Source organism: Pseudomonas triclosanedens (genome assembly GCF_026686735.1).
Classification (GTDB): domain Bacteria; phylum Pseudomonadota; class Gammaproteobacteria; order Pseudomonadales; family Pseudomonadaceae; genus Pseudomonas; species Pseudomonas triclosanedens.
Genome location: NZ_CP113432.1, coordinates 3,600,485 through 3,626,356, shown reverse-complemented (window position 1 = coordinate 3,626,356; position 25,872 = coordinate 3,600,485). Strand labels below are relative to the sequence as shown.

The 25,872-nt window shown below is 59.3% G+C and carries 22 protein-coding genes, 1 tRNA gene and 3 riboswitches; of the genes, 8 read left to right on the top strand and 15 right to left on the bottom strand.

Going from position 1 to position 25,872, the window contains the following annotated elements; translation table 11 throughout:
• Position 1 precedes the first annotated feature (1 nt).
• The 4 genes from uvrC to OU419_RS16680 all read left to right on the top strand — a co-directional run bounded on the left by uvrC (position 2) and on the right by OU419_RS16680 (position 4,732).
• Positions 2 to 1,828, top strand: a complete 1,827-nt coding sequence (uvrC, locus tag OU419_RS16695; RefSeq protein ID WP_254473754.1) for an excinuclease ABC subunit UvrC — start codon at positions 2 to 4, stop codon at positions 1,826 to 1,828.
• Positions 1,829 to 1,861: 33 nt separating this feature from the next.
• Positions 1,862 to 2,422: a CDP-diacylglycerol--glycerol-3-phosphate 3-phosphatidyltransferase gene (pgsA, locus tag OU419_RS16690; protein WP_254473756.1), complete on the top strand. Its 561-nt coding sequence runs from the start codon at positions 1,862 to 1,864 to the stop codon at positions 2,420 to 2,422.
• 65 nt (positions 2,423 to 2,487) lie between these two features.
• Positions 2,488 to 2,563: transfer RNA gene (locus tag OU419_RS16685), tRNA-Gly, on the top strand.
• Positions 2,564 to 2,788: 225 nt separating this feature from the next.
• Positions 2,789 to 4,732 (top strand): tyrosine-type recombinase/integrase, encoded by a 1,944-nt coding sequence (locus OU419_RS16680; RefSeq protein ID WP_071039683.1) that lies wholly within the window; start codon positions 2,789 to 2,791, stop codon positions 4,730 to 4,732.
• Positions 4,733 to 4,782: 50 nt separating this feature from the next.
• On the opposite strand, the gene OU419_RS16675 is transcribed toward OU419_RS16680, so the two are convergent.
• Complete coding sequence (locus OU419_RS16675) at positions 4,783 to 5,424, bottom strand: substrate-binding domain-containing protein (RefSeq protein WP_071039682.1); 642 nt, start codon at positions 5,422 to 5,424, stop codon at positions 4,783 to 4,785.
• Between the two features lie 104 nt (positions 5,425 to 5,528).
• On the opposite strand from OU419_RS16675, the gene OU419_RS16670 reads away from it, so the two are divergent.
• Entirely contained in the window at positions 5,529 to 5,825 is a 297-nt protein-coding gene (locus tag OU419_RS16670) for a helix-turn-helix domain-containing protein (RefSeq protein ID WP_071039681.1), read from the top strand.
• A gap of 21 nt (positions 5,826 to 5,846) precedes the next feature.
• On the opposite strand, the gene OU419_RS16665 is transcribed toward OU419_RS16670, so the two are convergent.
• The 3 genes from OU419_RS16665 to OU419_RS16655 all read right to left on the bottom strand — a co-directional run bounded on the left by OU419_RS16665 (position 5,847) and on the right by OU419_RS16655 (position 9,526).
• Positions 5,847 to 6,737 (bottom strand): LysR family transcriptional regulator, encoded by an 891-nt coding sequence (locus tag OU419_RS16665; protein WP_071039680.1) that lies wholly within the window; start codon positions 6,735 to 6,737, stop codon positions 5,847 to 5,849.
• Positions 6,738 to 6,848: 111 nt separating this feature from the next.
• Entirely contained in the window at positions 6,849 to 8,141 is a 1,293-nt protein-coding gene (gene eno / locus OU419_RS16660; RefSeq protein ID WP_456239211.1) for a phosphopyruvate hydratase, read from the bottom strand.
• A complete protein-coding gene (locus OU419_RS16655) occupies positions 8,138 to 9,526 on the bottom strand; it encodes a voltage-gated chloride channel family protein (protein ID WP_254473758.1) in 1,389 nt (462 codons plus the stop codon). Before OU419_RS16655 ends, eno begins: the two co-directional genes overlap by 4 nt.
• An 86-nt stretch (positions 9,527 to 9,612) precedes the next feature.
• A riboswitch (Fluoride riboswitch) is annotated at positions 9,613 to 9,691 on the bottom strand.
• 327 nt (positions 9,692 to 10,018) lie between these two features.
• On the opposite strand from OU419_RS16655, the gene OU419_RS16650 reads away from it, so the two are divergent.
• Positions 10,019 to 10,741, top strand: a complete 723-nt coding sequence (locus OU419_RS16650) for a 2,3-bisphosphoglycerate-dependent phosphoglycerate mutase (protein ID WP_047349941.1) — start codon at positions 10,019 to 10,021, stop codon at positions 10,739 to 10,741.
• Between the two features lie 143 nt (positions 10,742 to 10,884).
• Here the strand turns inward: OU419_RS16650 and OU419_RS16645 are convergent, their stop codons facing one another.
• The 10 genes from OU419_RS16645 to OU419_RS16600 form a co-directional block, all read right to left on the bottom strand.
• Complete coding sequence (locus OU419_RS16645; RefSeq protein ID WP_071039678.1) at positions 10,885 to 13,203, bottom strand: HAD-IC family P-type ATPase; 2,319 nt, start codon at positions 13,201 to 13,203, stop codon at positions 10,885 to 10,887.
• A gap of 137 nt (positions 13,204 to 13,340) precedes the next feature.
• Positions 13,341 to 13,958 (bottom strand): histidine phosphatase family protein, encoded by a 618-nt coding sequence (locus tag OU419_RS16640; protein WP_047349939.1) that lies wholly within the window; start codon positions 13,956 to 13,958, stop codon positions 13,341 to 13,343.
• A gap of 24 nt (positions 13,959 to 13,982) precedes the next feature.
• Entirely contained in the window at positions 13,983 to 14,306 is a 324-nt protein-coding gene (locus OU419_RS16635; RefSeq protein ID WP_047349938.1) for a DUF190 domain-containing protein, read from the bottom strand.
• 12 nt (positions 14,307 to 14,318) lie between these two features.
• Positions 14,319 to 14,708 carry a fluoride efflux transporter CrcB gene (gene crcB, locus OU419_RS16630; protein WP_047349937.1) on the bottom strand — a complete coding sequence of 130 codons (390 nt, stop codon included), beginning with the start codon at positions 14,706 to 14,708 and terminating at the stop codon, positions 14,319 to 14,321.
• A complete protein-coding gene (locus OU419_RS16625; RefSeq protein WP_084002023.1) occupies positions 14,705 to 15,109 on the bottom strand; it encodes a hypothetical protein in 405 nt (134 codons plus the stop codon). The genes crcB and OU419_RS16625 overlap by 4 nt, the downstream gene beginning before the upstream one ends.
• Positions 15,110 to 15,504: 395 nt before the next feature.
• Positions 15,505 to 15,575: riboswitch (Fluoride riboswitch) on the bottom strand.
• 24 nt (positions 15,576 to 15,599) lie between these two features.
• A complete protein-coding gene (locus OU419_RS16620; RefSeq protein ID WP_198173346.1) occupies positions 15,600 to 16,478 on the bottom strand; it encodes an ion transporter in 879 nt (292 codons plus the stop codon).
• A gap of 4 nt (positions 16,479 to 16,482) precedes the next feature.
• Positions 16,483 to 17,361: a prenyltransferase/squalene oxidase repeat-containing protein gene (locus OU419_RS16615; protein ID WP_157128554.1), complete on the bottom strand. Its 879-nt coding sequence runs from the start codon at positions 17,359 to 17,361 to the stop codon at positions 16,483 to 16,485.
• 44 nt (positions 17,362 to 17,405) lie between these two features.
• On the bottom strand, positions 17,406 to 18,986 hold the full coding sequence (locus OU419_RS16610) for a MutS-related protein (RefSeq protein ID WP_047349935.1): 1,581 nt from the start codon (positions 18,984 to 18,986) through the stop codon (positions 17,406 to 17,408).
• Positions 18,983 to 20,575, bottom strand: a complete 1,593-nt coding sequence (locus OU419_RS16605; protein WP_084085335.1) for a MutS-related protein — start codon at positions 20,573 to 20,575, stop codon at positions 18,983 to 18,985. The genes OU419_RS16610 and OU419_RS16605 overlap by 4 nt, the downstream gene beginning before the upstream one ends.
• 298 nt (positions 20,576 to 20,873) lie before the next feature.
• A riboswitch (Fluoride riboswitch) is annotated at positions 20,874 to 20,959 on the bottom strand.
• Positions 20,960 to 21,232: 273 nt separating this feature from the next.
• Entirely contained in the window at positions 21,233 to 21,988 is a 756-nt protein-coding gene (locus tag OU419_RS16600; protein ID WP_254473760.1) for a COG4280 domain-containing protein, read from the bottom strand.
• Between the two features lie 85 nt (positions 21,989 to 22,073).
• Between OU419_RS16600 and OU419_RS16595 the strand changes: the two genes are divergently transcribed.
• Both OU419_RS16595 and OU419_RS16590 read left to right on the top strand, forming a co-directional pair.
• Positions 22,074 to 22,967, top strand: a complete 894-nt coding sequence (locus OU419_RS16595) for a MurR/RpiR family transcriptional regulator (RefSeq protein ID WP_157128553.1) — start codon at positions 22,074 to 22,076, stop codon at positions 22,965 to 22,967.
• Between the two features lie 84 nt (positions 22,968 to 23,051).
• Positions 23,052 to 23,843, top strand: a complete 792-nt coding sequence (locus OU419_RS16590; RefSeq protein WP_254473762.1) for an undecaprenyl-diphosphate phosphatase — start codon at positions 23,052 to 23,054, stop codon at positions 23,841 to 23,843.
• A gap of 115 nt (positions 23,844 to 23,958) precedes the next feature.
• On the opposite strand, the gene OU419_RS16585 is transcribed toward OU419_RS16590, so the two are convergent.
• Positions 23,959 to 25,617 (bottom strand): alkaline phosphatase, encoded by a 1,659-nt coding sequence (locus OU419_RS16585; protein WP_268171788.1) that lies wholly within the window; start codon positions 25,615 to 25,617, stop codon positions 23,959 to 23,961.
• Between the last annotated feature and the right edge of the window lie 255 nt (positions 25,618 to 25,872).

Sequence of the window (25,872 nt, the reverse complement as noted above, 5' to 3'; positions counted from 1 at the left end):
GATGGCCGTGGTATTCGATTCGGCGGCTTTTCTGGCCACCTGCAGCGGGCGACCAGGTGTCTATCGCATGTTCGATGCGGACGCCAAGCTGCTCTATGTCGGCAAGGCTAAGGACCTCAAGAAGCGTCTTTCCAGCTATTTTCGCAAGTCCGGCCTGGCGCCGAAGACAGCCGCACTGGTTGCGCGAATCGCTCAGGTCGAGACCACCATCACGGCGAATGAGACCGAGGCGCTGCTGCTGGAGCAGACGCTGATCAAGGAATGGCGTCCGCCGTACAACATTCTGCTGCGTGACGACAAATCCTATCCCTACGTATTTCTCTCCAGCGAGGATCAATTCCCCAGGCTCTCGATTCACCGTGGCGCCAAGAAGCAGAAGGGCCGCTACTTCGGGCCTTATCCGAGCGCCGGCGCCATTCGCGAGAGCCTTGCATTGCTGCAGAAGGCATTTTTTGTGCGTCAATGCGAGGACAGCTACTTCCGCAATCGGACGCGTCCTTGTCTGCAGTACCAGATCAAGCGCTGCAAGGCGCCATGCGTTGGCCTGGTGAGCGAGGATGAGTACGCCGAGGATGTGCGCCACTCGACGATGTTCCTCGAGGGCCGCAGCAATGCGCTGGCGGAAGAACTTTCCACCAGCATGGAGCAGGCGGCGATGCGGCTCGACTTTGAAAAGGCGGCCGAGTTGCGCGATCAGGTGGCCATCCTGCGCCGAGTGCAGGACCAGCAGAGCATGGAGGGTGGAAGCGGCGACGTGGATGTCATTGCGGCCATCGTCACGCCTGGTGGTGCTTGTGTGCATCTGATCAGCGTGCGCGGCGGGCGTGTACTGGGGAGCAAGAATTTCTTTCCGCAGGTGGCGATCGAGGAAGAGGTTGGCGATGTGCTGCTGGCATTTCTTGGCCAGTACTACCTCAGTCATCAGGAGCGCGACCTGCCATCCGAGCTGATCGTCAATGCCGTGCATGAAGATTTTCCGGTGCTGGTAGCTGCGGTCGAAGCGTCTCGTGGAAAGACGCTCGATATCAGTCATCGCGTGCGCTCTACCCGTGCGCGCTGGCAACAACTGGCTGTGACCAACGCCGAGCAGGCTCTTGCGGCGCGGCTCGCGAATCGCCAGCACATGGCGGCGCGCTTCGATGCGTTAGGGGAAGTGCTTGATCTCGCCGAGCCGCCGCAACGTCTGGAATGCTTCGATATCAGTCATTCGAGTGGTGAGGCTACCGTCGCTTCCTGTGTAGTCTTCGGGCCTGAGGGCGCTTTGAAGTCAGATTATCGGCGCTTCAACATCGAGAGTGTGACGGCGGGTGATGACTATGCCGCAATGCACCAGGCCCTTACCCGGCGCTTCAGTCGGCTGAAGGAAGGAGAGGGCAAGATGCCGGACATCCTTCTCGTCGATGGTGGCAAGGGGCAGTTGGCGATGGCACAGGATGTGCTTCAAGAGCTGGCGGTAGTCGGTCTGACGTTGCTCGGCGTTGCCAAGGGAGTGACTCGCAAGCCCGGGCTGGAAACGCTTTACCTGAACGACGCTGACCACGAATTTACCCTGCCGGCGGACTCGCCGGCATTACATCTCATCCAGCAGATCCGCGATGAGGCCCACCGCTTTGCCATCACCGGTCATCGTGCGCGTCGCGGAAAGGCGCGCCGTACCTCGACACTCGAGGACGTTCCCGGAGTAGGGCCGAAGCGGCGCCGTGATCTGCTCAAGCATTTCGGTGGGTTGCAGGAATTGTCGCGCGCCAGTATCGATGAGATTGCCAAAGCCCCCGGTATCAGCAAAAAGCTGGCTGAGCAGATTTATGCCGTTCTGCACAGCGAGTAGAATGCCGGCTCAACTCGCAGACCTTCCGACCCGATGAATATCCCGAACCTGCTTACACTGCTCCGCGTTCTGCTCATCCCGATCTTCATCCTGCTGTTCTATCTCCCGTTCTCCGGCAGCCACCTGGCCGCTAGCGCGGTGTTTGCACTCGCTGCGGCAACCGACTGGCTGGACGGCTACCTGGCACGCAGACTGGGGCAAAGCACGCCATTCGGTGCCTTCCTTGATCCGGTGGCTGACAAGCTAATGGTGGCTACGGCACTGGTACTTCTGGTGGAAGAGCACGCAAATCTCTGGCTGACTTTGCCGGCAGTCATCATCATTGGCCGGGAGATTGTCGTATCGGCTTTACGCGAATGGATGGCTGAACTGGGGGCGAGGGCGCACGTAGCGGTCTCCAGCCTGGGCAAGTGGAAAACCGCGGCGCAAATGCTGGCCCTGGTCATTCTGCTGGCCAATCCGTCGCTGATGACTTTCTGGGTATTGTTGGGTTATGCGCTGTTGATCATTTCGGCAGCTCTGACATTGTGGTCGATGGTGCACTATCTCCTTGCCGCCTGGCCGCACCTCAGTACTACCCCGAAAGAGAAATAAGTTTTTTTGAATCAAGGAGTTGACAGGGCTTTTCGAAACGATAGAATGGCGCCCGTCAACACGACGCGGGAATAGCTCAGTTGGTAGAGCACGACCTTGCCAAGGTCGGGGTCGCGAGTTCGAGTCTCGTTTCCCGCTCCAAGTTATGATCTACAGACTTCTACTGACGTCTGTAAGTCGTTGAAAAGAGGGCCGAAAGGCCCTTTTTTCATTCCAGCGAGCGCCACGGAAATCCACCCGCAGCCAGCCTTTTTTAGGCGCCAATCTAGGCACAGGAATACGGGTGAAGCGGCTTCCGGATAGTTGCTGGGACTGAGCGGGAACCATGACGAGCATAGGCCTAAGTCATCACTTAGGAGCCTCGAAATGGCACTCTCTGATCTGATCGTCCGGCAGGCCAAGACCACCGGCAAGCGCTACACCCTCTACGACAACGACTGCCTGAACCTGATGGTCTCTGCTGCAGGCGGCAAGTCATGGATCTTCCGCTATTCTTGGCTGGGCAAGCAAAAGCGCATGTCCGTGGGCAGCTATCCCGCCCTCAGCCTGCGGGAGGCCCGCGCCGAGCGGGACAAGGCCCAAGCCCTGCTCGCCAGGGGGATCGATCCCCAAATCGAACGCGACCAGCGCCGGCACGCGGCCAAGCTGGCAGGCGAATACACCTTCAAGAACGTCTTCGATGCCTGGGTCGAGCATCGCCGCAAGGAACTCAAAGAAGGCCGTCAAAGCACGCTTTCGCAGATTCTGCGCATCTTCGATAAAGACGTGCTGCCAACCTTGGGGAAGATGTCGATCTACGACATTCGCCGGCCCCAACTCGTAGGCGTCGTGGCGGCGATTGAGAAGCGCAAGGCGTTCACTACCGCCGAGAAGGTCCGCACTTGGTTCAACCAGATGTTCCGCTATGCCCTGGTCATCGCCGAGGGGCTGGAAGTCAACCCGGCCGCGGACCTGGACGTTGTGGCCGAACCCAAGCCTCCGGTGGCGCACAACCCCTACCTGCACCTTCCCGAGCTACCCGAGTTCCTTCAGAAGCTCCGGCTTTACAACCCCCGCGGCTGGCAGACCCAGCTTGGTGTCCGTCTGCTGTTCCTGACGGGGGTGCGCACGGGCGAGTTGCGGCTGGCCGAGCCTGAGCAATTCGACCTCGACCGCGGCTTGTGGATCATCCCGCCGCAGGTCGTCAAGCAGCTCCAGGACGAAATGCGCAAGGCTGGCAAGCGGCCGCAGGACGTGCCGCCCTACATCGTGCCCCTGTCCCTGCAGGCCATCGAGATCGTGCGCTATCTCCTGGGCGTGATGCGGCCGGCGCAGAAGTACCTGCTGTCGCATCGCAGCGAACTCAAGAAGCGCATCAGCGAGAACACCCTCAACAAGGCTGTGCAGCTCATGGGGTATGAGGGACGCCTGACCGGCCACGGCATCCGCGGCACCATCTCGACCGCGCTCAACGAGATCGGATACCCGAAGATTTGGGTGGACGCACAGCTTTCGCACTCCGACCCCAATAAGGTCAGCTCGGCCTACAACCACGCCAAGTACGTGGAGCCGAGGCGCCGCATGATGCAGGATTGGGCTGATCGCCTCGACCTGCTCGAACAGGGCGAAGTGGAAGCCGCGAGCGCGCACCTGACCATCCGCATCGACGGGGTGCCGGCGATGGCGGAAGTGGAGGAAGCGGTGGGCTCGGTCCCCGCAGTGGCCGAGCCCGCTGTCGCTGGTGTGCCGCCTGTGGTGGCCACGCCCATCGTCGTGACCCCGAACAGCGGCGGGATCACCTTCCAGCGGCTGTCGCAGGTGCCGCCGCCTCCGGTGCATGCCCCGGAGCCGGAAGTGTCCGCCATCCAGCGCGAGCGCGAGGAAATGCTGGCCATCTACGAGTCGCCGAACAATCTGCCCGTGCCGCTGTTCGGCAAGCTGGCCGGCAAGTCCAAGGACCAGATCAACCGCGAGCTGAAAGCCGGCAAGCTGCTGTCCATCAGCCTGGGCAACCGGGGGCAGCGGGTTCCCGATTGGCAACTGGTGCCGCTCAAGCACAAGCTGGCCCAGGTGCTCATGAACCAGTGCCCGCACGCGGATTCGTGGGACCTGTACCGCATGCTGACCCAGCCACACCCCGACCTGGGGGATCGTGCGGCCATCGATGCGGTCACGCCGACCAACGTGCCCGCGATCATCCGGGTCATCATGGGCGACTACCAACGCCATGAGGATGCGCCCGAAGCCATTGCCATGCGGCCCATCCCCGAGGATGTGCGGCTGAGTGTTCGTCGGCTGGTGGATAGCGCCGCGGTACTTGAGGGGGCTTAACCCCACTTCGACCTAAGGCCGGGGTCATGGCCCCGGCCTTAGAGGCGCTATCACTTAGCGCCAGTCCCGGTGACTTGCATCGCTCTGCGCTCGAACCGCTCCGCAACGGATTCGGCTTGTGCGTGGGGCCGCTGCAGGTAGGTCACGATTTCATAGGGGCCGTCGGCGAGCGGTCGCGCGGTGATTCCCCATTCATGGGCACGCTCGATACGCGATCGCGCAGATACGCCGACGCCGTAGCCGGCCGCAACCCATAGTGCCAGCATCTCGAAAGAAGTCACCCGCTGGATGTTCTCCTGATCCGCCGGCATGAGGGAGGCGAGTCTCTCATCGAGCAGCGAGCAGGCTTCTGCCTGCCAGCGATAGACCGGATAGTCTTGGAGATCGGCGAGGGTCAGCTTCGCCTGGTCGAACAAGCGGAACCGTGGTGGCATGGCAACGGCCATGGTCTCCGTCCACAAGGGCTGTGTTTTGAGAGCCGGGGCGCTATGCCCCTGAAGCGATATTCCGACGTCGTAGCGGCCTTCAAGAAGCCCCTCAAGCAGGACGTCCCCTGCAACCTCGAAAAACGTGAGGGTGACGTCTGGCTCCTCTGCGCGTTGCCGCACGAGAAGCGCCGACAGTTGTGATGACGGTACGCCCGGTGCTACCGCAAGCCTAAGACGGGGGGGCGGACTGGTGGCATCGTGCATAAGAGCCCCCAAGAAAAGAATTGATCAAAAAACCAGTCCGACATGATACCCATGAGTTAAATTTAACGTGGTTAAATTCTAGTGACTGCTCGACGCTTCTGCTAATGCAGAAGCGTACTGTTCAACGAGGCCGTCCCCCCGGCACAACCAGATATGAAGCCGAGCCAGCCCAGGCCTTCGGCAAAGCTGTGCGCGCGTTTCGTATGGATCAGGGTATTGCACAGGAGGAACTAGCTGCACTGGCCGGAATCGAGCGTTCGCACATGGGCAAGATCGAGCGAGGGGAGCATTTGCCCTCGCTGGCCGTAATCCTGAAAATTGCCGCGGCGCTCAGAATGAGCGGCACCGAACTGATGGCTGCAACGGAACGCAATCTTCATGCCGATGCCGATGTAGGCTGATGCCGCGCCGGAAACAGACCTCTATCCGTCCCTCTGCGAACGCAAGCGAATTATGAATCGCTCCAATGCAGGGCATAAAGTGTCACTGCGAAGTCGAAGCAGGTAGGTTGTTATCACGGCCGAATCCACGGCCAATGGACGGGCAATCACGTCTGCACGTTGGCTGACCGCAAGCCTTGCGACCGTGGTGAAACCCAAGCCGTATCCAGCCCCGACCAAGGTCAGCATCATGTCCAACGAGGATGCGTGCTCGACGACATTGGGCTCTCGCTCCAACGGCCGCAGCAGCCGTGTCAACTCGCGGCAGTAACCCTCGCATACCTGCGGGTCGCATAACACGAGCGGATACGAGACGAGTTCTGAAAGCGGTACTTCCTTGTGAGCAAGCAATGGATGCCGAGCGGGCACTGCCAAGATCAGTGGGTCATGCCATATCGGCTCCGCGATGATTTCCTCGCCAACCTCCGCGGTATGGGCAAATCCGATCGTGAAGTCGCCCGACCGCAGTCCGCGCAACTGTTCAGCTAGAGGAACTTCTGTCAGCCGTATTTCAATGTCGGGCTCTTCTTCGCGGCAGTGGGCGAGAAATGCAGACAGGCGCTGGTCAACAGTGCCATCAGATATCGCGATACGCAGACTGCCTTGTAAACCCGCTGCGATGGCCTTGACGTTTTCCCGAGCCTGTTCCAAGGCAGCGAATACTCGTCGCACATCCTGTAGGAATGCTACTCCGGCCGAAGTCAGTTGGGTTCCCCGACGATCTCGATCAAAGAGAACAGCCCCCAGTTCATCCTCAAGCTCTTTAATGGCTCGGGACAGTGGGGGCTGTTCGATGTGTAAGCGCTCGGCAGCTCGTGTGAAATGCAGCTCTTCAGCCAGGATGACAAAGTAGCGGAGATGTCTCAATTCCATAAAGACCTCGAACTAATAATCCACTCTTTTGCTTGCGGAGCAGCTTTAGGCCAGTCATACAAGGCTGACCATTGATGAAAGTATGTGCATTGGCATGTGTTTATTGCTCACCTAGCGAACAAATGCGGCCCGACCGGCATAGTGGGCACGGTCACCTAATATCTCTTCAATACGCATGAGTTGGTTATACTTTTCGACACGCTCACCGCGGCAGGGAGCACCGGTCTTGAGGTGTCCGGTGTTCAATGCGACGGTTAAGTCTGCAATGAAACTATCTACTGTTTCGCCGCTGCGATGCGAAACCATCGCTCCCCAGCCAGCCGCGTAAGCCATATCTACGGCGGCGCATGTTTCGGTAAGCGTGCCCACCTGATTGGGCTTTATCAGTACGGCGTTGGCGACCTTCTCGCGGATGCCGCGCTCAATACGTTTGACATTGGTCACGAAGAGGTCATCCCCCACCAGCTCGATCTGATCGCCCAGTCGCTGATTCAGTAGTTGCCAGCCGGTCCAGTCGTCCTCTGCCAGTCCGTCCTCCAGCACCGCGATTGGGAAGCGACCAATCCAGTCTTCGTACAACTCAATCAGCTCCGATGGCGTGACTTTGCGGCTTTCGCTACGAAGGTGGTAGAGGCCGTCTTCAAAGAAACCACTGGAGGCTGGGTCGAGAGCGAGCACTACATCAATGCCAGGCCGATAGCCTGCCGCTTCGATCGCCGCCAGTATCAGCTCGATCGCATCGCTGTTGCGTTGCAGTGCAGGGGCAAACCCGCCTTCGTCACCGACTGCTGTGGAGTAGCCTCGTTCTTTCAGGATTGAGCGCAGGCGGTGGTAGATCTCTGCGCCGTAGCGGAATGCTTCAGAGAAGCTCGGAGCACCCACTGGCGCAATCATGAATTCCTGAAAATCCGGCCCCTGCCAGTTCGCATGCACGCCGCCGTTGAGGATGTTGAACATCGGCACGGGCATGCGTATATCGCGATCGCCTGCCAGATAGCGAAACAGCGGCTGACCGCAGGCCTGTGCGGCAGCACGGGCCACGGCCAAAGACACTCCGACGATTGCGTTGGCCCCGAGGCGTTCCTTGTTGGGAGTGCCATCGAATTCGATCAGCAGTTTGTCGATGTCCGCCTGATCGCAGGCATCTCTGCTGTGGAGCACTGCAGAGATCGCTTTGTTGACATGGGAAACTGCTGTGTGAACACCTTTACCGTTAAAGCGATGGACATCGCCATCTCGGATTTCGACGGCCTCGTGAATACCTGTGGACGCACCGGATGGAACGGCGGCGCGCCCCGTGGCGCCACCAGCCAGACTTACATCGACTTCGATCGTGGGGTTGCCGCGTGAGTCCAGGATTTCTCGCGCATGTATGGTCTGGATGCTGGATGCCGACATGGTCATTCTCCTTTTTGGTCGATGTCGTTTGCTTGGTGTTCGATCTGCGGCTCGCTGGTGTCCGCCGGTGGGATCGGAGGCTTCTTCTGGGCTTCGCTGCGCTGCTTGTGGAAATGCGCGAGATCGGAAATCCGAAGCTCTTCCGGAACCGTGCGCCGATGCTTGCTGTGCTTGCCGTGGCCAAGCCGTTGTGCGTGGTAGATGCCTGTATGGCCGGAGAACAGGTAAGCAGTGATGCAGCCGACCGCCGCCAGCGGGCCAATATCGGCGCCAAATAGCTCCATGGCCATCAATGTAGTGGCGATAGGCGTGTTCGCCGCACCTGCGAACACGGCAACGAAACCGATGCCAGCCAGCATCGGAAAGGGCAGGTGCAGCAATGGTGCCAGCGCGTTGCCTAGCGTCGCACCGATGTAGAACAGCGGCGTGACCTCGCCGCCCTTGAACCCAGTGCCTAGGGAGACCACTGTGAAGACGAGCTTGCCCAGCCAGTCCCAAGGCTTCATCGGCTCCTGGAACGAACGCATGATCTCGGGAATGCCGAGGCCGATGTAGTTGTAGGCGTCAAGCGCCCACACGGCGGTGGCAACGATCACTCCTCCCACGAACGGGCGGAGCGGCGCGTAGCCGATACGGCGCTTCATCGTTGCGCCCAGCTTGTGCGCGGCCTTGGCAAAGACGGCCCCTACCAGCCCAAAGATGATGCCGGCCAGTACGACGGCCAGTACGCTCCAGGCACTGATTGGCACAACTTCGGAGATGGCGTAATGCGTATGGTGGACACCGAAGGCAAGGCATACCTGGTTCGCCACGATCGCCGCTACGGCGCAAGGAAACAGCGCGTCGTAGCGCATGCGCCCGATAGCTAGTATTTCTAGCCCGAACACGGCCCCGGCCAGCGGCGTGCCAAACACTGCGGAGAAACCGGCGCTGACGCCAGTCATGAGCAGGATGCGCCGGTCTTCGTGTTTCAGCCGGAAAACATGGGTGAGCTGATCTGCAAGCGCGCCACTCATCTGCACGGCAGTGCCTTCTCGGCCGACCGATGCACCGAATAGGTGAGAGATGACGGTGCCTCCTAGCACCAAGGGCGCCATGCGTAGCGGGACAACCTTCTTGGGGTCGTGGATCTCATCGATGATGAGGTTGTTACCGCCGTCCACCTGCTTGCCCAGCAGGTGATAGACGAAGCCCACGCCCATGCCTGCAAGCGGAAGCAGCCAGATGATCCAGCGGTGCGCCTCGCGCCATTCGGTGGCGCGATCCAGAGACACTAGGAAAAATGCAGACGCGCTGCCCGCGAGAGCGGCGACAACGCTTGCGATGAGGAGCCATTTGCCAAGAGATGGCAGTAGCTCTAGCTGTTCGGGACGACGAAGATATTTACGCATTGGACCTTGGTCATGTGCTCGAAACAATCGGGCTGACCAATGCCAAGGACGTAAACGCGAACGCCTACAGCCCCCAACGAAGGTCAGGTTCTGTAGGCGTCATCAGCAGCGCATCTTCGGCTGCGGTTTCTTCAAAAGAGGAGGAACACCATCTCCTGTGTCAACTATACACAAGTTCCAGTCGTTGGTGGCCCCAATTCCAGTGCTTCACGGCGATTGACTTCTGTCGATCGAATTTCATGTCGTACAATGTTACGGTCGTTTCATATTTGGTGTTCGGATGAGCGTGGAAGGTTGGCTGTTGCTCATGTACAAGGGCCGGCGGAATTCGCGAAGAAGCGGATAATTGTGGGTTCCTCTTGGATAACTACGCGCGAAAAGCCTTCGAGACTCACGAAAGACTATTGATCGCGAGGAGCATGCCATGGCCTTGATCATCCTTACCTTCAACACGCTTTTCGTGGGCCGCGGCAGTGCTTCACGGTTCAACATATGACGGGCTATCTGATACTGCTGCGCCACGGCGAATCCGAGTGGAATCGCGAACAACGCTTTACCGGCTGGGTGGATGTGGATCTGACTAGCCTCGGGCGCACGCAGATGCGTGAAGCTGCATGCGCGATGCGCGAGGCTGGTATAGAGGTGGATATCGCGTTTGCCTCAGTGCTAAAGCGCTGTGTGTACTCGTTGTGGATAGCACTTGATGAAATGGAACGGTTCTGGATTCCCCAGAAGCTGGATTGGCGCCTCAATGAGCGCCACTATGGCGGCCTCACTGGGCTGAGTCGGCGAGACGCTGAGTGTGAATTTGGAGCAGCCCGAGTTATGCAGTGGCGACGCTCCATTGATATCGTGCCACCACCTGTTGGCGATCGTGTGAAGAGCTTAGTGGCTCTTGATGAGCGCTATCGTGGATGCCCAGTCGGTCGTGCTTTTCAGGGGGAGTCCCTACGGCAGACCATGGAGCGGGTGCGTGAAGTATGGGTTGAAGAGCTAGTACCGCTTCTGTGCCAAGGGCGCAGCGTGCTGCTGGTCGGTCATGGTAACGCTTTGAGGGCGTTGATTGGTCTCGTAGAGAAGCTCGATGACGATAAACTTTCTCAGGTGGAAATAGCCAATGGCACACCGATTATTTATGGCTTCGATGAAACGCTAGCACCAAAATCCAAGAGGGTGTTCGATGCCGGGAGTCGAACACCCTCCGAAATCCTTTGAGGCTGGATGGCCAGTTGACGCCAATCCATGCTGCACCAGCCGGCGTTGGGTTGCGTGGTTTCTTTCAATCTGCGACCCAAAAGTCCAGTGAATCGACCGCACCTGCCGGCGACCAGGCTCGCCAGGGAGGAATTTGGGTGCTGTTATCCATTCATTCCATTCAGATACCGGACTTTGATTTCATCGAAAAGCAATGTCGCGGCACATACGGCAACGAAGATGCCGGCAATGACGGCTGGCGAAAGTGCAGCGCCGATCAGGCCGAACGCAGCGACCACGGTGGCAATCACTGCATTTCCCCCCGTCGCAAGTGCAACATAAAGGCTGGGACGGAAAGACCAGCAGCGGTCACGCACACGCGTGAGGTAAATGGTTGTTTGCGCCGAATAGATCAGGAAGACGAAGATCGCCATCTGGATTTCCGGGACTGGTAGTGCCAGCACATCCTTGGTAACCCATAGCAGCACAAAACCCAGTACAACCCAGCCGATAGCAAAAATAGCCGCCAGGCGCCCAATTTGCCTGATGCTCCATTTCTCCGGCTCGGGCGAAACCCACGCACGATCCGTCGCGAGCGTAATCGTGACGACATCGTTCAGCACCACCAGCAGCGCTATCAGTGGCAAGGACGTCGCAAAGAAGCCCGTCGCGATGTAGCCGATGGCGAGCAGGGCCGCCAGTTCGATCGTCCTGGCGATCTTTGTGATCGTCCACGTGAGCATCCGTCGATAGACGCGCCGGCCGCTTTCGATGACGGCCACCAGGTCCTGCAGGCCCGGATGCGTCAGAACCACCTGCGCGCACGCCTTGGCCACATCGGTGGCATCGCTCACGGCGATGCCCACTTCCGCTTGCTTGAGAGCCGGTGCGTCGTTGACGCCATCGCCCGTCATACCCACGACGTGGCCGGTGCGTTGGAGTGACTGGATGAGGCGGAACTTGTCTTGCGGGAAACAGTGTGCGAATCCGTCGTAGTCGAGCGGATCGCCCGCGTCCGGGACGGAACTGGCAAAGCGCTCGCCTAATCCGACCTTCCGTGCAATGGTGCGTGCCGTCGCTTCCATGTCGCCGCTGACCATCAAAACGCGCACCCCGAGCGCACGCAGTGATTTCACCAGTGCTGGAGCGTCATCGCGCAGCGTGTCAGCCATCGCGATCAGCCCGCGAATGGTGAGCGTGTCGGATGTGCCTGCCGCAACCGCCATGACACGTGCGCCGGTGGATGCCAAGGCGTCAACCAGTTGCGTCAACCCCTTGAAGGCCACCGCCATGTTTTGCACCACAGCAGGGGAGCCGAACACCACACGAAGGGTTTGATCTCCGTGCCGAACCAAGGCTTCCGAATGTTTGGTGGCAGGTTCAAAGGGTGTGGCCTGCAGACATTCCAGTGGAGCTGCCTGCTGTTGGCGCGCGGCTTCCCAGATGGCCTTTTCGACGGACCCTTGCGAGGCTTGGTTGCATGTGGCGGCGGCCAGCGCCAGCACATCGGCCTCGTTCTGTCCGCTTTGCTCGGGCAAAGGGATGACTGCTGTCACGACCTGCCGGTTTTGGGTCAGCGTGCCGGTCTTGTCGATGCACAGCACATCCATCGTCGCCGCTTCTTGAACGGCGGACAGGCCAGTGACGAGTACGCCGCGCCGTGCCAGCAGCCGTGCCTCAACGGCGTTGGCCACGGTGAACGCGGCTGGCATCGTCACTGGGACGGTGGCGATGATCAGCACCAGCAAGAACGGAACGAGCGTGAGCAAGTCGATTCCGCGCCACAGCGCAAAGGCCAGCAGCGCCACGGCTAGCACTGCGTCGATTGCAACCAGATGGCGCACGACCGCATACAGCAGCCGATCCAGGTGCCCACCGGCGGTCTTCGACTGCACCAACTCGGCTGTGCGTCCGAAGAAGCTGGCGGTGCCGGTCGCGGTAACCCGAGCGGTGGCCTGGCCGCTTTTGACGGTTGAGGCTGAATAAAGAGTTTCGCCTGTGGTGCGGGTTACGGTAGCGGACTCACCCGTCAAGGCCGCTTGATCGACCTCTACTGCTCCATTCGAGACACTGGCGTCGGCGGCCACCAGATCGCCGGGCCCGAGGTGGATCAGGTCCCCTGGCACCAATTCCCGTGCGGGGATGGTGCGCCACTCGCCGTTTCGGCGTGCGCTGGCGTTGACGCTCAGGCGGCTGCGCAGCAGATCCAGCACGCGCTGCGAGCGCCGCTCCTGCACGGCACCTACGACGGCGCTGAACACCAGCCACAAGGCGATCATGACCGGTTCGCGAACCTTGCCAATGACCAGCTCCATTGCCAGTGCAAACTCTAGGAGCCAGGGAATAGGTCCCCACAAGCGGCCAAGAATGCTACGAACCAAGCTCGGACGTTTCGTCGCGATTTCGTTGTAGCCATACTCTTCTCGGGCGGCATGAACCTGTTCTTCAGTGAGACCTGCATCCATCTGTTCTTCTTTTTCCATGCGTTCGTTCCCTATGGACTGACCGGCGTTGCCACCGGCATTCGTTCGAGGCCCTGCGCTTTCATTCCTCCAGCCTTGAATGACACAGACACAACCCAATGCACATTGCACTTGACTGCGCTAGAGGACGTAGAGGTTCACGCCCCCACTAGGTGATGTGTCTCATTGATCCGGTGGATCGTGAAAACCCCATCGTCAATGGCGATCTCGTTGATGCAGCATGGCTCTTGCTTGATGCGCCAATAGCGCGACAGTGACAGGCCGAGGGCATGCATTAGGATCACTCGGTTCGTGCTGTCATGCCCTACCAGTACGATGGTCTGGTCTGCGTGCTTCTTGAGTACAAACTGGAGAACATGAACGCTGCGCACTAAAACGGCCGCCAGAGTCTCCCCGTTGGGAATCGCAGCCAGCTCGGGTGTGTGAAACCAGTCATGGAACTCGGACGGCCAGCGAGAGCGCACTTCCTCGTGTGTGAGTCCCTGCCACTGGCCGTAGTCCGTGTCCATGAGGTCGGCAAGCGGCTCCGCCCTAGCGCCCGTGGCCTGAGAGATCGCCGCGCCGGTATGCACGCAGCGCGACAGCGGGCTTGTGTAGATCATGTCCGGCTTCCAACTGCTAGCGATGCGCTCGCTAAGCATCTTGGCCTGCCGTTCACCAAGATTGGATAGCGCTAGGTCGGCACGGCCCCGAAACCGCTCGGGCGCGATCCAGTCCACATGGCCGTGCCGGGTCAGGATGAGTTTTGTTGTCATAGAACCCCTTTAGGTAAATCTTGGTCAGACAGCCTGTTTGCCTACTCGGCCAAATTCGACAGGCACCATGACGTAGGCCAGATTGATATCTTCCTGAGCCAAGGCATCCATTAGTGGCTGATAGTTGGCCTCGGCTACGGAAACGGTAACGGCCAAGGGCTGGTCGGCCAACTCAAAAAAATGGGCAGAATGGAAGCGGCCGTGGTGATCGAACCCTTCGCCTGCGCCCACAAGAGTGCCTCCGATTGCCCCATGCTTCTGGGCGAACTCCAGCAGCCATTGGCCTATGGGTTTGGAGCCGACGTGCTTGTCTTGTCCGGTGAAAAACGTCAGTTGATAGCCTTGCATGGCAATCTCCGTTCACGAATGGTTTGTTAGTGAAACTGTAGTCATTCCCAAGGCTGTCATAATGAGCGAACCGCCCAAATGCAAGACCAACATTCCAGCAGCCAAGCTCAAGCTGCCTGCACGCAATAGAGCCAAAAGTTCGGCGGAGAACGTGGAGAACGTGGAAATGCCACCGGCAAGGCCCGTAATGATGAAAAGGCGCCAGTGAGGGGCTAGGTTGGGTGATGCTGCAAAGAATGCTATGGCTACGCCGACGATATACCCGGCGATCAGATTGCACACCAATGTACCCATCGGGATGGGTGGGAAGATTGCGTTCATCCCCAAGCTCAGTCCGTAGCGGGTAAGGCCACCGATGACAGATCCCGCGCTGATTGCGATTACGGCATAGAGCCCGTTCATCGAAGCTTTCCTTTACTGCCTCTATGTGTGGATGCGTGGTGTTGGTGCTCAAGCGGAATTTCGCACTTAAACATCACCGCATGTACTTTCTTCAATTCCTCTGCATGCTCTTGCATGAAATCGAGTAGGTGTTGCTCTGTATCCAGCAGTTCCAAGCATTGCGGATGCCGCATGTCGGTTAGTTCAGGGTGGCTATGCGATAGCTTTTCGCCTGGCAAATAGCCCGAAACGACATGGTGCAGCATGGCTTGCAAGATGTTGGCCTTTCGCGCAACTTTCAGAAGATGGTGCGCTAGTGCGGGGGCGCTGAGGTGATGCCAGAAGCGTGTTGCCTTGGCCGTGGTGCCGGTCGGAAAGTACAGCCGAAGGGCTACGAGGGGATGCTTGTCTTTGGTGCTCATTAAGCGGTTTCCTTCGATGCGGGAGACAACTCATCCGTACCCAGAGCTGCACTGAGCCATGAGGATGAATAATGCTCGTTCAGCGATGGGTATAAGCGGGGATGGCAGATACACCGAGCGCTTGGCGTGGACGACCCGGCCCGCTTGGTTGAGCGGCTGCATGGGCGCATAAAGGAGATAGAAGTTGGCTTAGACCCTGAGCGATCAGGGATGGGCACGCGGCTAGCGCATAGTGCTGCGGCACGCAGGCATGCGAGCAATCCGCCGAGAGGGGGTTGATGCTCGAACTGTGCGAGAGAAGGTAGTCTGTGCATTGGTCGTAAGGCTCGAAACAATCGGGCTGACCAACGGCAGAGGATGTGAGCGCGAACGCCTACAGCTCTGACGGTAGTCAGAAGTCTGTAGGCGTCATCAGCCACGCGAACGCGTGGCGGTTATGAGGAGGAACGCCATCTCCTATGAGGACTATACCTGAACTACGGCGCGGTTTCTAGTTGCCTGTCTCGCCCAGTTTGTGGCCGCATTGACTACAGTAGCGCGCGTCTAATGGGTGGCCGATGTGTCCGCAGCTTTGGCAGATGCGGCTATCGGGGACGCTATGTTTGGTGTCGGTTTGGTGCATCCCACGAGTAAGTTCAGCGGTATATACCCCCGTCGGGATGGCGATGATGCTGTAGCCAATCAGTATCAACGCTGAAGTGACAAGCCGTCCAAGCATCGTGTGCGGCACGATGTCGCCAAAGCCAACTGTAGCCATCGTAGCCACCGCCCAGTACATACTGGTGGGGATATTTATGAAGCCATACTTAGGCCCCTCCACTACATACAACAGCGTGCCGGCGACAATGGCAAAGGTGAGCACCATGAACAGGAATAGCGCGATCTTGCGGCGGCTACGCATGAGCGCCTGTAGCAAGACACCGCTTTCATCGACATAGCGCGTCATCTTGAGGATGCGCAGTACGCGGGGTACGCGTAACGCCCTTACCACCAGCAGGCTTTGCGCACCCGGGATGAACAAGGATAAATAGGTCGGAAGAACCGCAGCGATATCGATAATTCCCCAGAAACTGAAGGCATAGCGCCAGGGTTTAGGGGCTACGGCCAAGCGCATTAGATATTCAATCGTGAAGGCTATCGTAATGCCCCATTCGATAAGGCGAAAGCTTACTGCCCAGGTGCGATGGATGCTCTGCACGCTATCCAAGATGACCACGACCACGCTGATGATTATGAGGCAGACCAAGCTCAAATCAATCGTTCGCGCTGTTGGCGTATTGTGGTGGTAAAGCAGATTGAATCCACGTTGGCGCCAGCCATTCTTTATAGAGCTAGAGCCTGAAACAGGTGAATGAGAATGCATGGTCATGTCATCATGGAGCGGCTTGGGCGTTTAACCAGTCGTAGATCGTTTCCAATGCTAGATGCGTCCACGCCAAATCAGGTAGGCCGCCGGGGCGGAATGCAAACCCTCCATGCCCAGTCTGGCACGCCAGGATGAAGTCAATAGCGTCGAGTGCATAGTCAATGGGAATACCGAGGCTGATGCTGCAGGCTATTCCTGCGCATGTGGTTTCCAAGCACGGCGAAAGGGAGGTTTCCGTTAGCCGGAAGCCAAACCCGGCAACCGCTACGCGCCTTACAAAGTTCGCTGTTTTCTCTTCCACGCCGCAGCCGCACACTTCCAGCACCCGTAGCGCCTCGACCGTGTCGTGCAGGTTGGAAGGGCGACCAAAGCCGCCCTCGACGTTCTCCATAGCTTGCAACTCCTGCCCCAAAGAATGCCCTCCGGCCATCGGAAGACCAAAGTGCTGCCTCAGCCAAAGGCTGTAGAACAAGGCATGCAGCGATGCTTGAAGTGTTGGAGCACTCGCGTGTGGCAGCGTCAGTGGTAAAGACGCCACGGCTTCGCGTACCCGTGGAGCATCGGGGTCCTCCGCTTGCAGCTCTTGCAAGCTGCGCACCCTGTGGTACAGCGCGAAAGGCTGCGATCCGATGCCTTGAGAAAGGACGAAATCGATATGCTTTGCTCGCTCCGGTAGCAGTGCATTGGTCAGCAGCGTCCACGCGCGCGTACTGTGCCAGGTATCGGAGAGATTCGGCTCCTCTAGGTGATAGCCACGGTAGAAACAAAACCCGCCGCCTGGCGATGCCCGCTCCAGAATATAGTTGCGCGCAAGGTGGACGGCGGATTTCAAGCGTGTCTCGATGGACGGTACGAGATTAAAGGCCGATGGTGAATCCAAGGGCATGACATATCCTCCCGGAGAGCTTTGATGTTTTGCATCGATCGATATCACGTCTGCGCTCCGGTTACCGGCCTTTTGTCATCGTGCGCTACGCTTGCGCCTGTGGGCTTTTCTTTCACGTTCGCCTGGTCTGCATTGGCACCAAACACCTGTGCATATAGATCTTCGCCGAAGCTAGTGGACAAGGGCTCCCCCACTTCCAGCTTGAACGATCGGGAGCCGTCCTCGCGCCGCTGCGCACGCAGGAACAAGGCATCGGCCCGGTTGTCCGCCGCGAGCCGGTGCGCGAAGTCGAACAGGTGCGTGACGGCCATCACCCTGATCCGCCGATCGCGCAACGCTTCCACCGTCTGCCAGGCGATTTCGGAGCCTTCCCGCTCGTTGGTCGAAGCAAAGGATTCGTTGGACAGGAACAGGCATCCTGGTTGGATGGCGTCGGCAATATCGTTCAACCTGGACAGCTCTTCATCGAGCTTTCCGCTCTTGAACGAGGCATCCTCCTCGCGCTTGTAGTGCGTGAAAACGCCGTTGCAGCGTTCGCCCGCGTAGGCTTGGGCGCAGACAAACATGCCGGTCTGCATCATCAGTTGCGCCACGCCGCAAGCGCGCAGGAAACTGGACTTGCCGCCCTGGTTGGCCCCCGTGATGACGATCAACCCTTTGCCCTGGGCCTGCACCGTGTTGCCCACGACGCCGGACCCCATTTTGAGCGCCAGGCATGCGTCCCTCAAATCGTTGCAAGCCAATTGCAGCGCGCCTGTATCCGCCATTGCAGGCATGCACCAGGGCGCCTGGGCTTGGCCTAACTGCTCGTGCAGATTGAGGCAGGCCACATAGAACGCCAGCTCCGTGCGCAACATCTGGAAGAACCCCAGGACATGGTCGCAAGACTGCCCCAGCGCATTGGCCACGAGGTTGACACCGCAATCCTCGATTTCGCCGAGCATCCGCGCGCCCGCCTCGTCGCGCTCGTGCAGCCGAAAGCCGTACTGCGCAGGTCCCCGGTGCAACAGCCGCTCCCACAGGGACGGCTTCTCCGGGGGCAATCGCAGTACATGGCCCACGCCTTCTCCACCGTGCCCAAGCGAGGCGCTGATCAGCACGCCGCCATCGAATTTCAGGGTCTTCAGATGCTGGCGCACCGTGGCCAGGTAGCTGTCATCGAACTCCGTGCGCAGCATCTCGAAGAGCGCGCTGAACCCCGGCGAGCTGAAGTCTCTCCCTTTGTGTTCGGCAAATACGCGCAGCTTTTGCAGCATCTCGGTAAAAAACTGCATCAGCCCGATGGCGCTGCGCAAGACGCCACTGGGGTAATTCATGAACACGCCGAACCAGTATTTCTTGCGACCCTCGATCGCCTCAACCGCAAGGGCGTAGAGTTCGCGCACTTCCTGCGGATGCGCTATGGCATCCGCCAGCACCTGCTGCCGATGCTGCACGGTCTCAGCGTCGTTGTTGGTTGATAGCAAGATGGCCTTGCGCGCCACGTCGCGCAGGAAGGCGTCTCCTCCCGCCATCGCGTCCCAGAGCGTGGACAGTTCGAGGTCCTGGGCCAGGGTCTGGGCATGCGCGGGAACGGGCTGCTCGCCGTCGAAGTCCCGGTCAGGGTGCATCAGCAAGGCTTTCATGGCGCGATCCGCTCCTTCAACCAGGTGCCGGTGACGTGGTATTTCTCGGCAATCGCCAGCGCATGCGCCAGGCCATCGGCCGCCCGCCGCTCAAGCTTGAAGCTGCGCGCCGCCGGGTCCGTTGGATCGAGCGCCGCCACCATGCTGACCACCTTGGGGGAAAACCGTGTCAGCTCATCCAGGAACGTGACGCATACGGCGATGGCGTCGAGCCGGGACAGGCGTTCCAGCATTTCACGGCCGAGGAACAGTGCGTCTTGCAAGGTCGTGGAGGAGAAAATCTCGTTGATCACCACGACGGAGTTCTGTGTTGCCTGCTCCAGAATGCGATGCATGCGCACCAGGTCGTCGTGCAGCTTGCCGCGCAGGTTACGGATGTCCTCTTCGCGCTCGAAGTGCGAGAACAGACGATCGAACAGGAAGAACCGGGCCGGCCCGGTGGCCGGCACCGGGCAGCCGAGGCTTGCCAGCCAGTGCAACTGGCCGAACATGCGCGCGAATGTCGTCTTGCCGCCCTGGTTCGGGCCGGTGACGACGATCATCCGCTCGGCGCCATGCAACTCGAAGCCGTTGCAGACGATCGCTTTTTCCTGGTTCAACAGGCGCAGCCCTAGCGCCAGGTCGAATGCGCCATAGACCTGGATGTCCTTCGTGGCATTCGACACGGAGGGATGGCAGAACGCCATGCCTGCTTTGCGGAACGGGGAGATGAAGTCCAGCCAGCCGATGTAGAAGTGGATCTCGCGGTCAAAGCGCTCGACCAGGGGCTCCATGAATACATCATGCTCGGCCCGGAACGCCGATAGCGCGCCGAACACCTGCGGGTTCAGTTGCGCGACGCAGTCGAGTACCTGCGCCTCGATGTGGTTGAGGCCCTCCTTGACCGGGAGTTGGATACGGTAGTCCTTCACTGCGCCGCGGCGGAATTTGGCGAAGGTGCGCTCGATCTCCACGGTGTAGTCCGGCTCATCCGCACAGTTGCGAACCGAGACGTTGGGGCCGTAGATCGTCACCGCATAAGTGATGCTCGCCAAGTCCCGCACCAACTGCGCTGCCTGCTCCATGAGGCGCTTGAAGGGCGCGGACTCGACATACGCCCGCACGAACTCGCGCCAGCGCTGCAAGCCTCGGGAATTGAGTGCCAGCGGAGCCAGTGCTCGATCGAGTTCAACGATGGCCTCTCCATAGCGTTGCACCGCATTCAGATGCCAGCGGTTGCGTTCGTGCTGGTCGTAGGCCTTGGTCGCCAGCGGCAATTGCTGGCGCATCACGCGCAACCGCTCGGTGAACCCGCGCACGGCAGCCATGATGTCCGGTTGTTCAAGGTCGCGCATCACTTCCTGCCGGAAGACGATCGCATCCTCCGACATGAGATTGGCATGGAAGAACCCTGCGAGGTCATACTCCTTCCAGGGCGCCACGACGGCTTGCACCACCTGATCCAGCCCGAGGTCGTGAAAACACTCGGGTTGCTGCGCAATGTGGATGCTTGGGCCTTCGCCCAGGATGCTCTGGAACGCAATCTCTCGTGCTTGGCTCTGATTGGCCTGGACGCTCTTGGGGTGAGTATCAGCGAGTGGAGTTTCCATAGCTGCTTTCTATTCCCATGGCATGTTGACGCGCCGCATGGCGCTGCAGGGGTGGGAGTCGGATTTATTCTGTCTCCAGCCGGTCATGGCGCGAAACCAAGACTTGATCACGTATAGCGACCACGCTGGCCTGACCGAGTGCATCCTCGCACCAGCGCGCACAAGCCAAACACCGGAGGGTTGGGCTCCGGTTCGATGTGCGGAGAGAAATTCTTCTATACGCATCTACGCGACCTGGGAGTGGGGTACAAACAGATCGGCGAGCGCGGTGGACGACAGCCCACAGCGTCCTCGATCAGGACCTGTAGGCATCATCAGCACTTTGAAAGTGCGGTTTTCCCAGCTCTACTTCTGGGGTGGAGGTATGCCATCTCCACGCATACAGTATAGCAATCGCGCCTATCTGATAGATCAAGCGTTGACTAATTTTCGTCTGCGGGAGTCATCGAAAACCGCGTTGTTTTGCCTCGCGAGAGGCTGCACTGACAAGGATTGCTAGACAGCCCAAGAAGAGCAGAAATCCTCCCCAAAGCGGCTCAATTTTTACGGCGAGGACAAGAGCAGACACGAGTGCGACAAGCACTAGCGTTGCCGTAGTGAGTCGCGCGTCCGCGAGGAACATTCCGAGTAGTTCCTTGGCAACATCACGAAGAATACTCATTGCGCCATCTCCATACGCACTCGCCGAAGGCGGTATGCGGTTGCAAGGCCGACGGCCAGGAACACACCTGCGAATACCACCAATGCCAAATCCTGGCCCGGCCACTCGACGCCGAGACCTTCGCCCGTCCAGAACACGCCAAAGGCCGACAGCATGACGCCAACCCCGAACTTCAAAGTGTTCTCCGGCACCCGCGCCAGCGGCTTATGAACAATGATTCCGATGGTGAGGACGACGATGCAGGCTGCCAGTGCGCCCAGGGCAGCGGGCCATAGCAGTCCTCGACCAGCACCTACGGCAATAACGATGAAAACGACTTCCAAACCCTCCAGCAATACCGCTTTGAACGCAGTCATGCCCGCTATCCAGTTGAGCGACGTGCGCTGGCGGGCACCCGCGTCAGCGAGTTGTGCAGATTCGGACGCGAAGATGGCCGCCTCGTCGTGTAACGGAATAACACCTGCCGCTCGGAGAATCGCTTTGCGGAGCCATCCCATGCCAAACAGGAGAAGCAACACCCCGATGACGAATTGGAGGAAGTGAAGCGGCACTTGGTTGAGCAATGGGCCTAGCACCACGATCACCAAGGCGAGCACAATGAGCGCCGCAGCGGTGCCAAGTGCCGCCGGTTTCCACCCGCGCAAGATGCCGACCGCTAGAACGATCGTGAACGCTTCCACAACCTCGACAAGCGACGCAAGGAAGGCGGCTCCAATAGCAGGCGCAGCGATATTCCAGGCAAGAGAGTTCATTGGGGTCCAACTGGGTTGTAGTGTTTGCTACCTATAGGATAGAATTTTCGTCGTGTTCACAACATAAGTCAAGGAGCACCCACACGTGCCGCCAACACCGTCAACTTTTGATGAGCGAATTGCGAACAGCATCGAGCGGATGAGTCCGGCAGAGCGGCGCGTCGCGGTGTTCTTTCAGGAGAACCGCGAGCAGGTTCTAATCGCATCTGCCGCCGCACTGGCGGCGAAAGCAAACACCAGTGATGCCACGATCGTGCGTACCGCCAGGGCCTTGGGCTTCGCCGGTCTTGACGATCTTCGGCGCGCACTCGCCAGCGAATTGCGTGATTCAATCTCGCCGGCCGACCGGCTCGCGCGAACGCTGGATGAAGTTGGCTCCAGTCCGGCAGTGGCCTTCGACGTGACGATGGAGATTCACCGGCAGTCTCTCGAAAGTGTTTGCCGCTCGATCAAGCCAGAGGATTTCGAGAAAGCCGTTCGCAGCATGATCGAGGCCCAGCGAGTCCTCGTTTTCGGCTTGGGGCCATCAAGCGCCATAGCAACCTATCTCGTTCTGCAACTCAAGCGATTCGGATTGGATGCCGCGAGCCTGACCAATAGCGGCCTTCTGTTTGCTGATGACCTTCGGACGCTACGCAAGGGGGATCTCGTTGTCATCCTTGCCTATGGACGAGTGTATGAAGAACTGGCCTTGCTGCTCAGTGAAATCAAACGGCAGAGGCTGGGGTCGCTGCTTCTGACGGACACACTTGCCGCCAAACTTCGGCAGCAGGTCGATCAAGTCCTCCCCGTGGCACGAGGACGTGCGGACATGCTGAGCATGCACACGGCAACGCTCGGTCTCATCGAAGCCTTGCTGGTAGGCATCGCAACCCAGCGGCCCACTGAGACGGTCGCAAGCCTAAAAACACTCAACGACCTGCGGAAGAAGTTGGCAGGCAAAGCGGTGAACCTTCCTGTACCGAAGGACGATGGCTGATTCATATGCCACTGGCAGGTGGCGGTGAATCTCGAACATTTCTAAAGATGCGCGATACGTCGCGCCAATCACCTTGGAGCAACGATGTTGGATTGGAGTGCAATCATCCTCGGCATTATTGAGGGGATAACCGAGCTCTTGCCGATTTCCAGCACCGGGCATTTGCTCATTGCAGAACACTGGCTGGGGGCGCGATCCGACACGTTCAATATTGTCATCCAGGCCGGCGCCATGCTGGCCGTGACGATCGTTTACTGGCGTCGTCTGGTCACGCTCGCCGTGAGCTGGCGCCAACCCGAGAATCGTCTCTATATCGGTAAGCTGGCACTTGCCTTTCTGATTACCGCCGTGCTCGGCTTCGTTGCCAAGGCGGCCGGCGTGGAATTGCCGACTACGCTTGCGCCCGTCGCGTGGGCACTCATCATCGGTGGCATCTGGATGATGGCTGCCGAGCGATTTTCAGAAAGGCGTAGCTCCAAGAAAGAGGTGACTTGGACTGTCGCCATTGCTGTGGGAGTTGCGCAGATCGTGGCGGGCATTTTTCCCGGCACGTCTCGCTCGGGCGCAACTATCTTTGCGGCGATGCTGACGGGAACAGGCGATCGCGGAGCCGCGACCGAATTTGCATTTCTTGTTGGCATACCGACGATGTATGCCGCAAGCGGTTATGAACTATATGGTCAGTTCAAGCATGGCGGTGGACACGAAGATTGGGTAGCTCTCGGTACTGCATTCATCGTGTCCACCATCACGGCATTTGTCGCCATCAAATGGCTGCTGTCCTACATTCAGACACATCGGTTTACAGCGTTCGCGATCTACCGAATCGCACTGGGCGCGTTGTTGCTGGTGATCGCTGGCCGAGGTTGGATGTGATCCAAACGCGGCCAGCGTGTCGCACTCGCGCAGAGCCAATGCCTGTGTACTCCGCTATCTTCAGGCGGGTCTCTTCTAACGCGAGCGACATGGCTGCTGCACCTCTGTTAACCGATCACTGGGGCGATTGGAAGGTGCTGATTCTTGGCAATTCCACCGGCACGCCGCTGGCGTCGCACAGGTGCTTTGCACAGAGCGCACCTCGCAGCCGCGGGGTGGCCTGTACGGCAAAGTGGAAGATTGCGTTTTCTTCTACGCTGCCGCGAATTGCGTCGCTGCCTGGGCCGCGTGCCCAAATGCCCACGTCCTCGCCGCTGTGCGTTTCACCAGAAAGCGGCAACGTGGCTTCCTGCATGTAGTCCGGGTCTTCCGTATCCACATGGGTCAGGTCGGGGCGACCAGTGGCAGGCTGGAAGCCGTTGCCCGTGTGTGGATACCTTTTCGATCCGGCAGGCTGCGATTTGCTGGCACCGGTATAACCAGGGCCATTGGCATAGTTGAGAGTGGTGTAAGGCAGGCCGATGCCATCAGTGGCCAAGCCGACCGTATTGTCTTCGCCACTGCTGCCATGCACCTTGCCTAGTATCGGGTTGCCGCGCACGGGATAGCCAGCGAAGGTCAACGTATGCGAATGGTCTGCGGTGACAACAATGAGGGTGTCATCGGCGGACGTGACTTCTGAGGCGACGCGCACCGCATCACTCATCGCCACCGTATCAGTCAGCGCACGGTAAGCGTTGCCGGCGTGGTTGGCGTGGTCGATGCGGCCACCTTCGACCAGCAGCACGTAGCCTTCAGGGTTGCGCGCCAGTCGGGTGATCGCAGCGCGGGTCATCTCTGCCAACGAGGGTTCACCGGCAGCATCCTTCGGGCGATCATGCTCGAACTGCATGTGCTCCGGCTCGAACAGGCCCAGCAGTGGCTTGTCGGTTGGCGCGGCTTCGAGCAACCGCTTGTTCCAGACATAGGAGCCTCCAGGGTGACGCTCTTGCCATACGGCGATGAGATCGCGGCCATCAAGTCGCCCGCCGACCTTGTCGTCATATTCAGGGTCATGTTGCGAGGCAGGCATGAAATTCTTGCGGCCACCGCCCATCAGCACATCGAACCCGCGCCAGAACGGTGTCTCGACTACTTGGCGGGCAATGTCGATGCAGCCGGCATCCTTGGCAGCCTGTGGCATATCAGCATCGCTTTCCCAGTTGCGTTCGGCTGAATGGGCAATGGTAGCGCCCGGCGTGGCGTGGGTCAGACGTGCGGTAGTCACTACGCCGGCCGACATGCCGGCGCTCGCAGCCAGTTCCCACATCGTCAGCATCGGCGATGCCAGCGCGCCGGTGCAGTCCTGACGCTTCGGGCCTTGGCCGATGCTGAGCACGCCGGCACGTGTCTTCACGCCGGTGGCGATCGCGCTCATGGTGCCGGCCGAATCGGGCGTTTGCGAATCGGTGTTGTAGGTCTTGCTAAGTGCAGTAGCAGGGAAGTTTTCCCACGATAGGCGGTTTTCCTCACCGCTGCCTTCCTTACGCTGCCCCTCGAAAATGCGCGCGGCAGTGACTGTGGTCAAGCTCATGCCATCACCGAGGAAAATGATGACGTTCTTCGCATGACCGTGCATTGCGCCCCGCGCGGCGGCCTGCGCGGCACCATCGCGGAACCACCAAGCCGGAGTCTCGCCGTCCGGGTGATGAATGATCGGCACGGTGATATGGGAGTCGGCGGTGTTTGCGGGTGGTGCCGTGGTGTGTGGGGTGCTGGCGCAAGCGGTGAGCACGAACGCACAGGCGAAGGGAGCGACATTCCGCACGCACCTGCGAGTACGGCTCAATGGCTTCTTGCACACCCTGGATTGCGGTGTTGCTGGAGCATCGACTTCATGGGGCCGCGTGTTGTTGTGCGGGACTACATACACAGGTATCTCCTAAAGCGGTGGCTTGACCGCTACGACGGGCAATAGGTTGTAAACACTACAATAGCTGCTTGAAAAATGCAGTATTTACAACATCCCCGCCATCGTTTATGACACTTG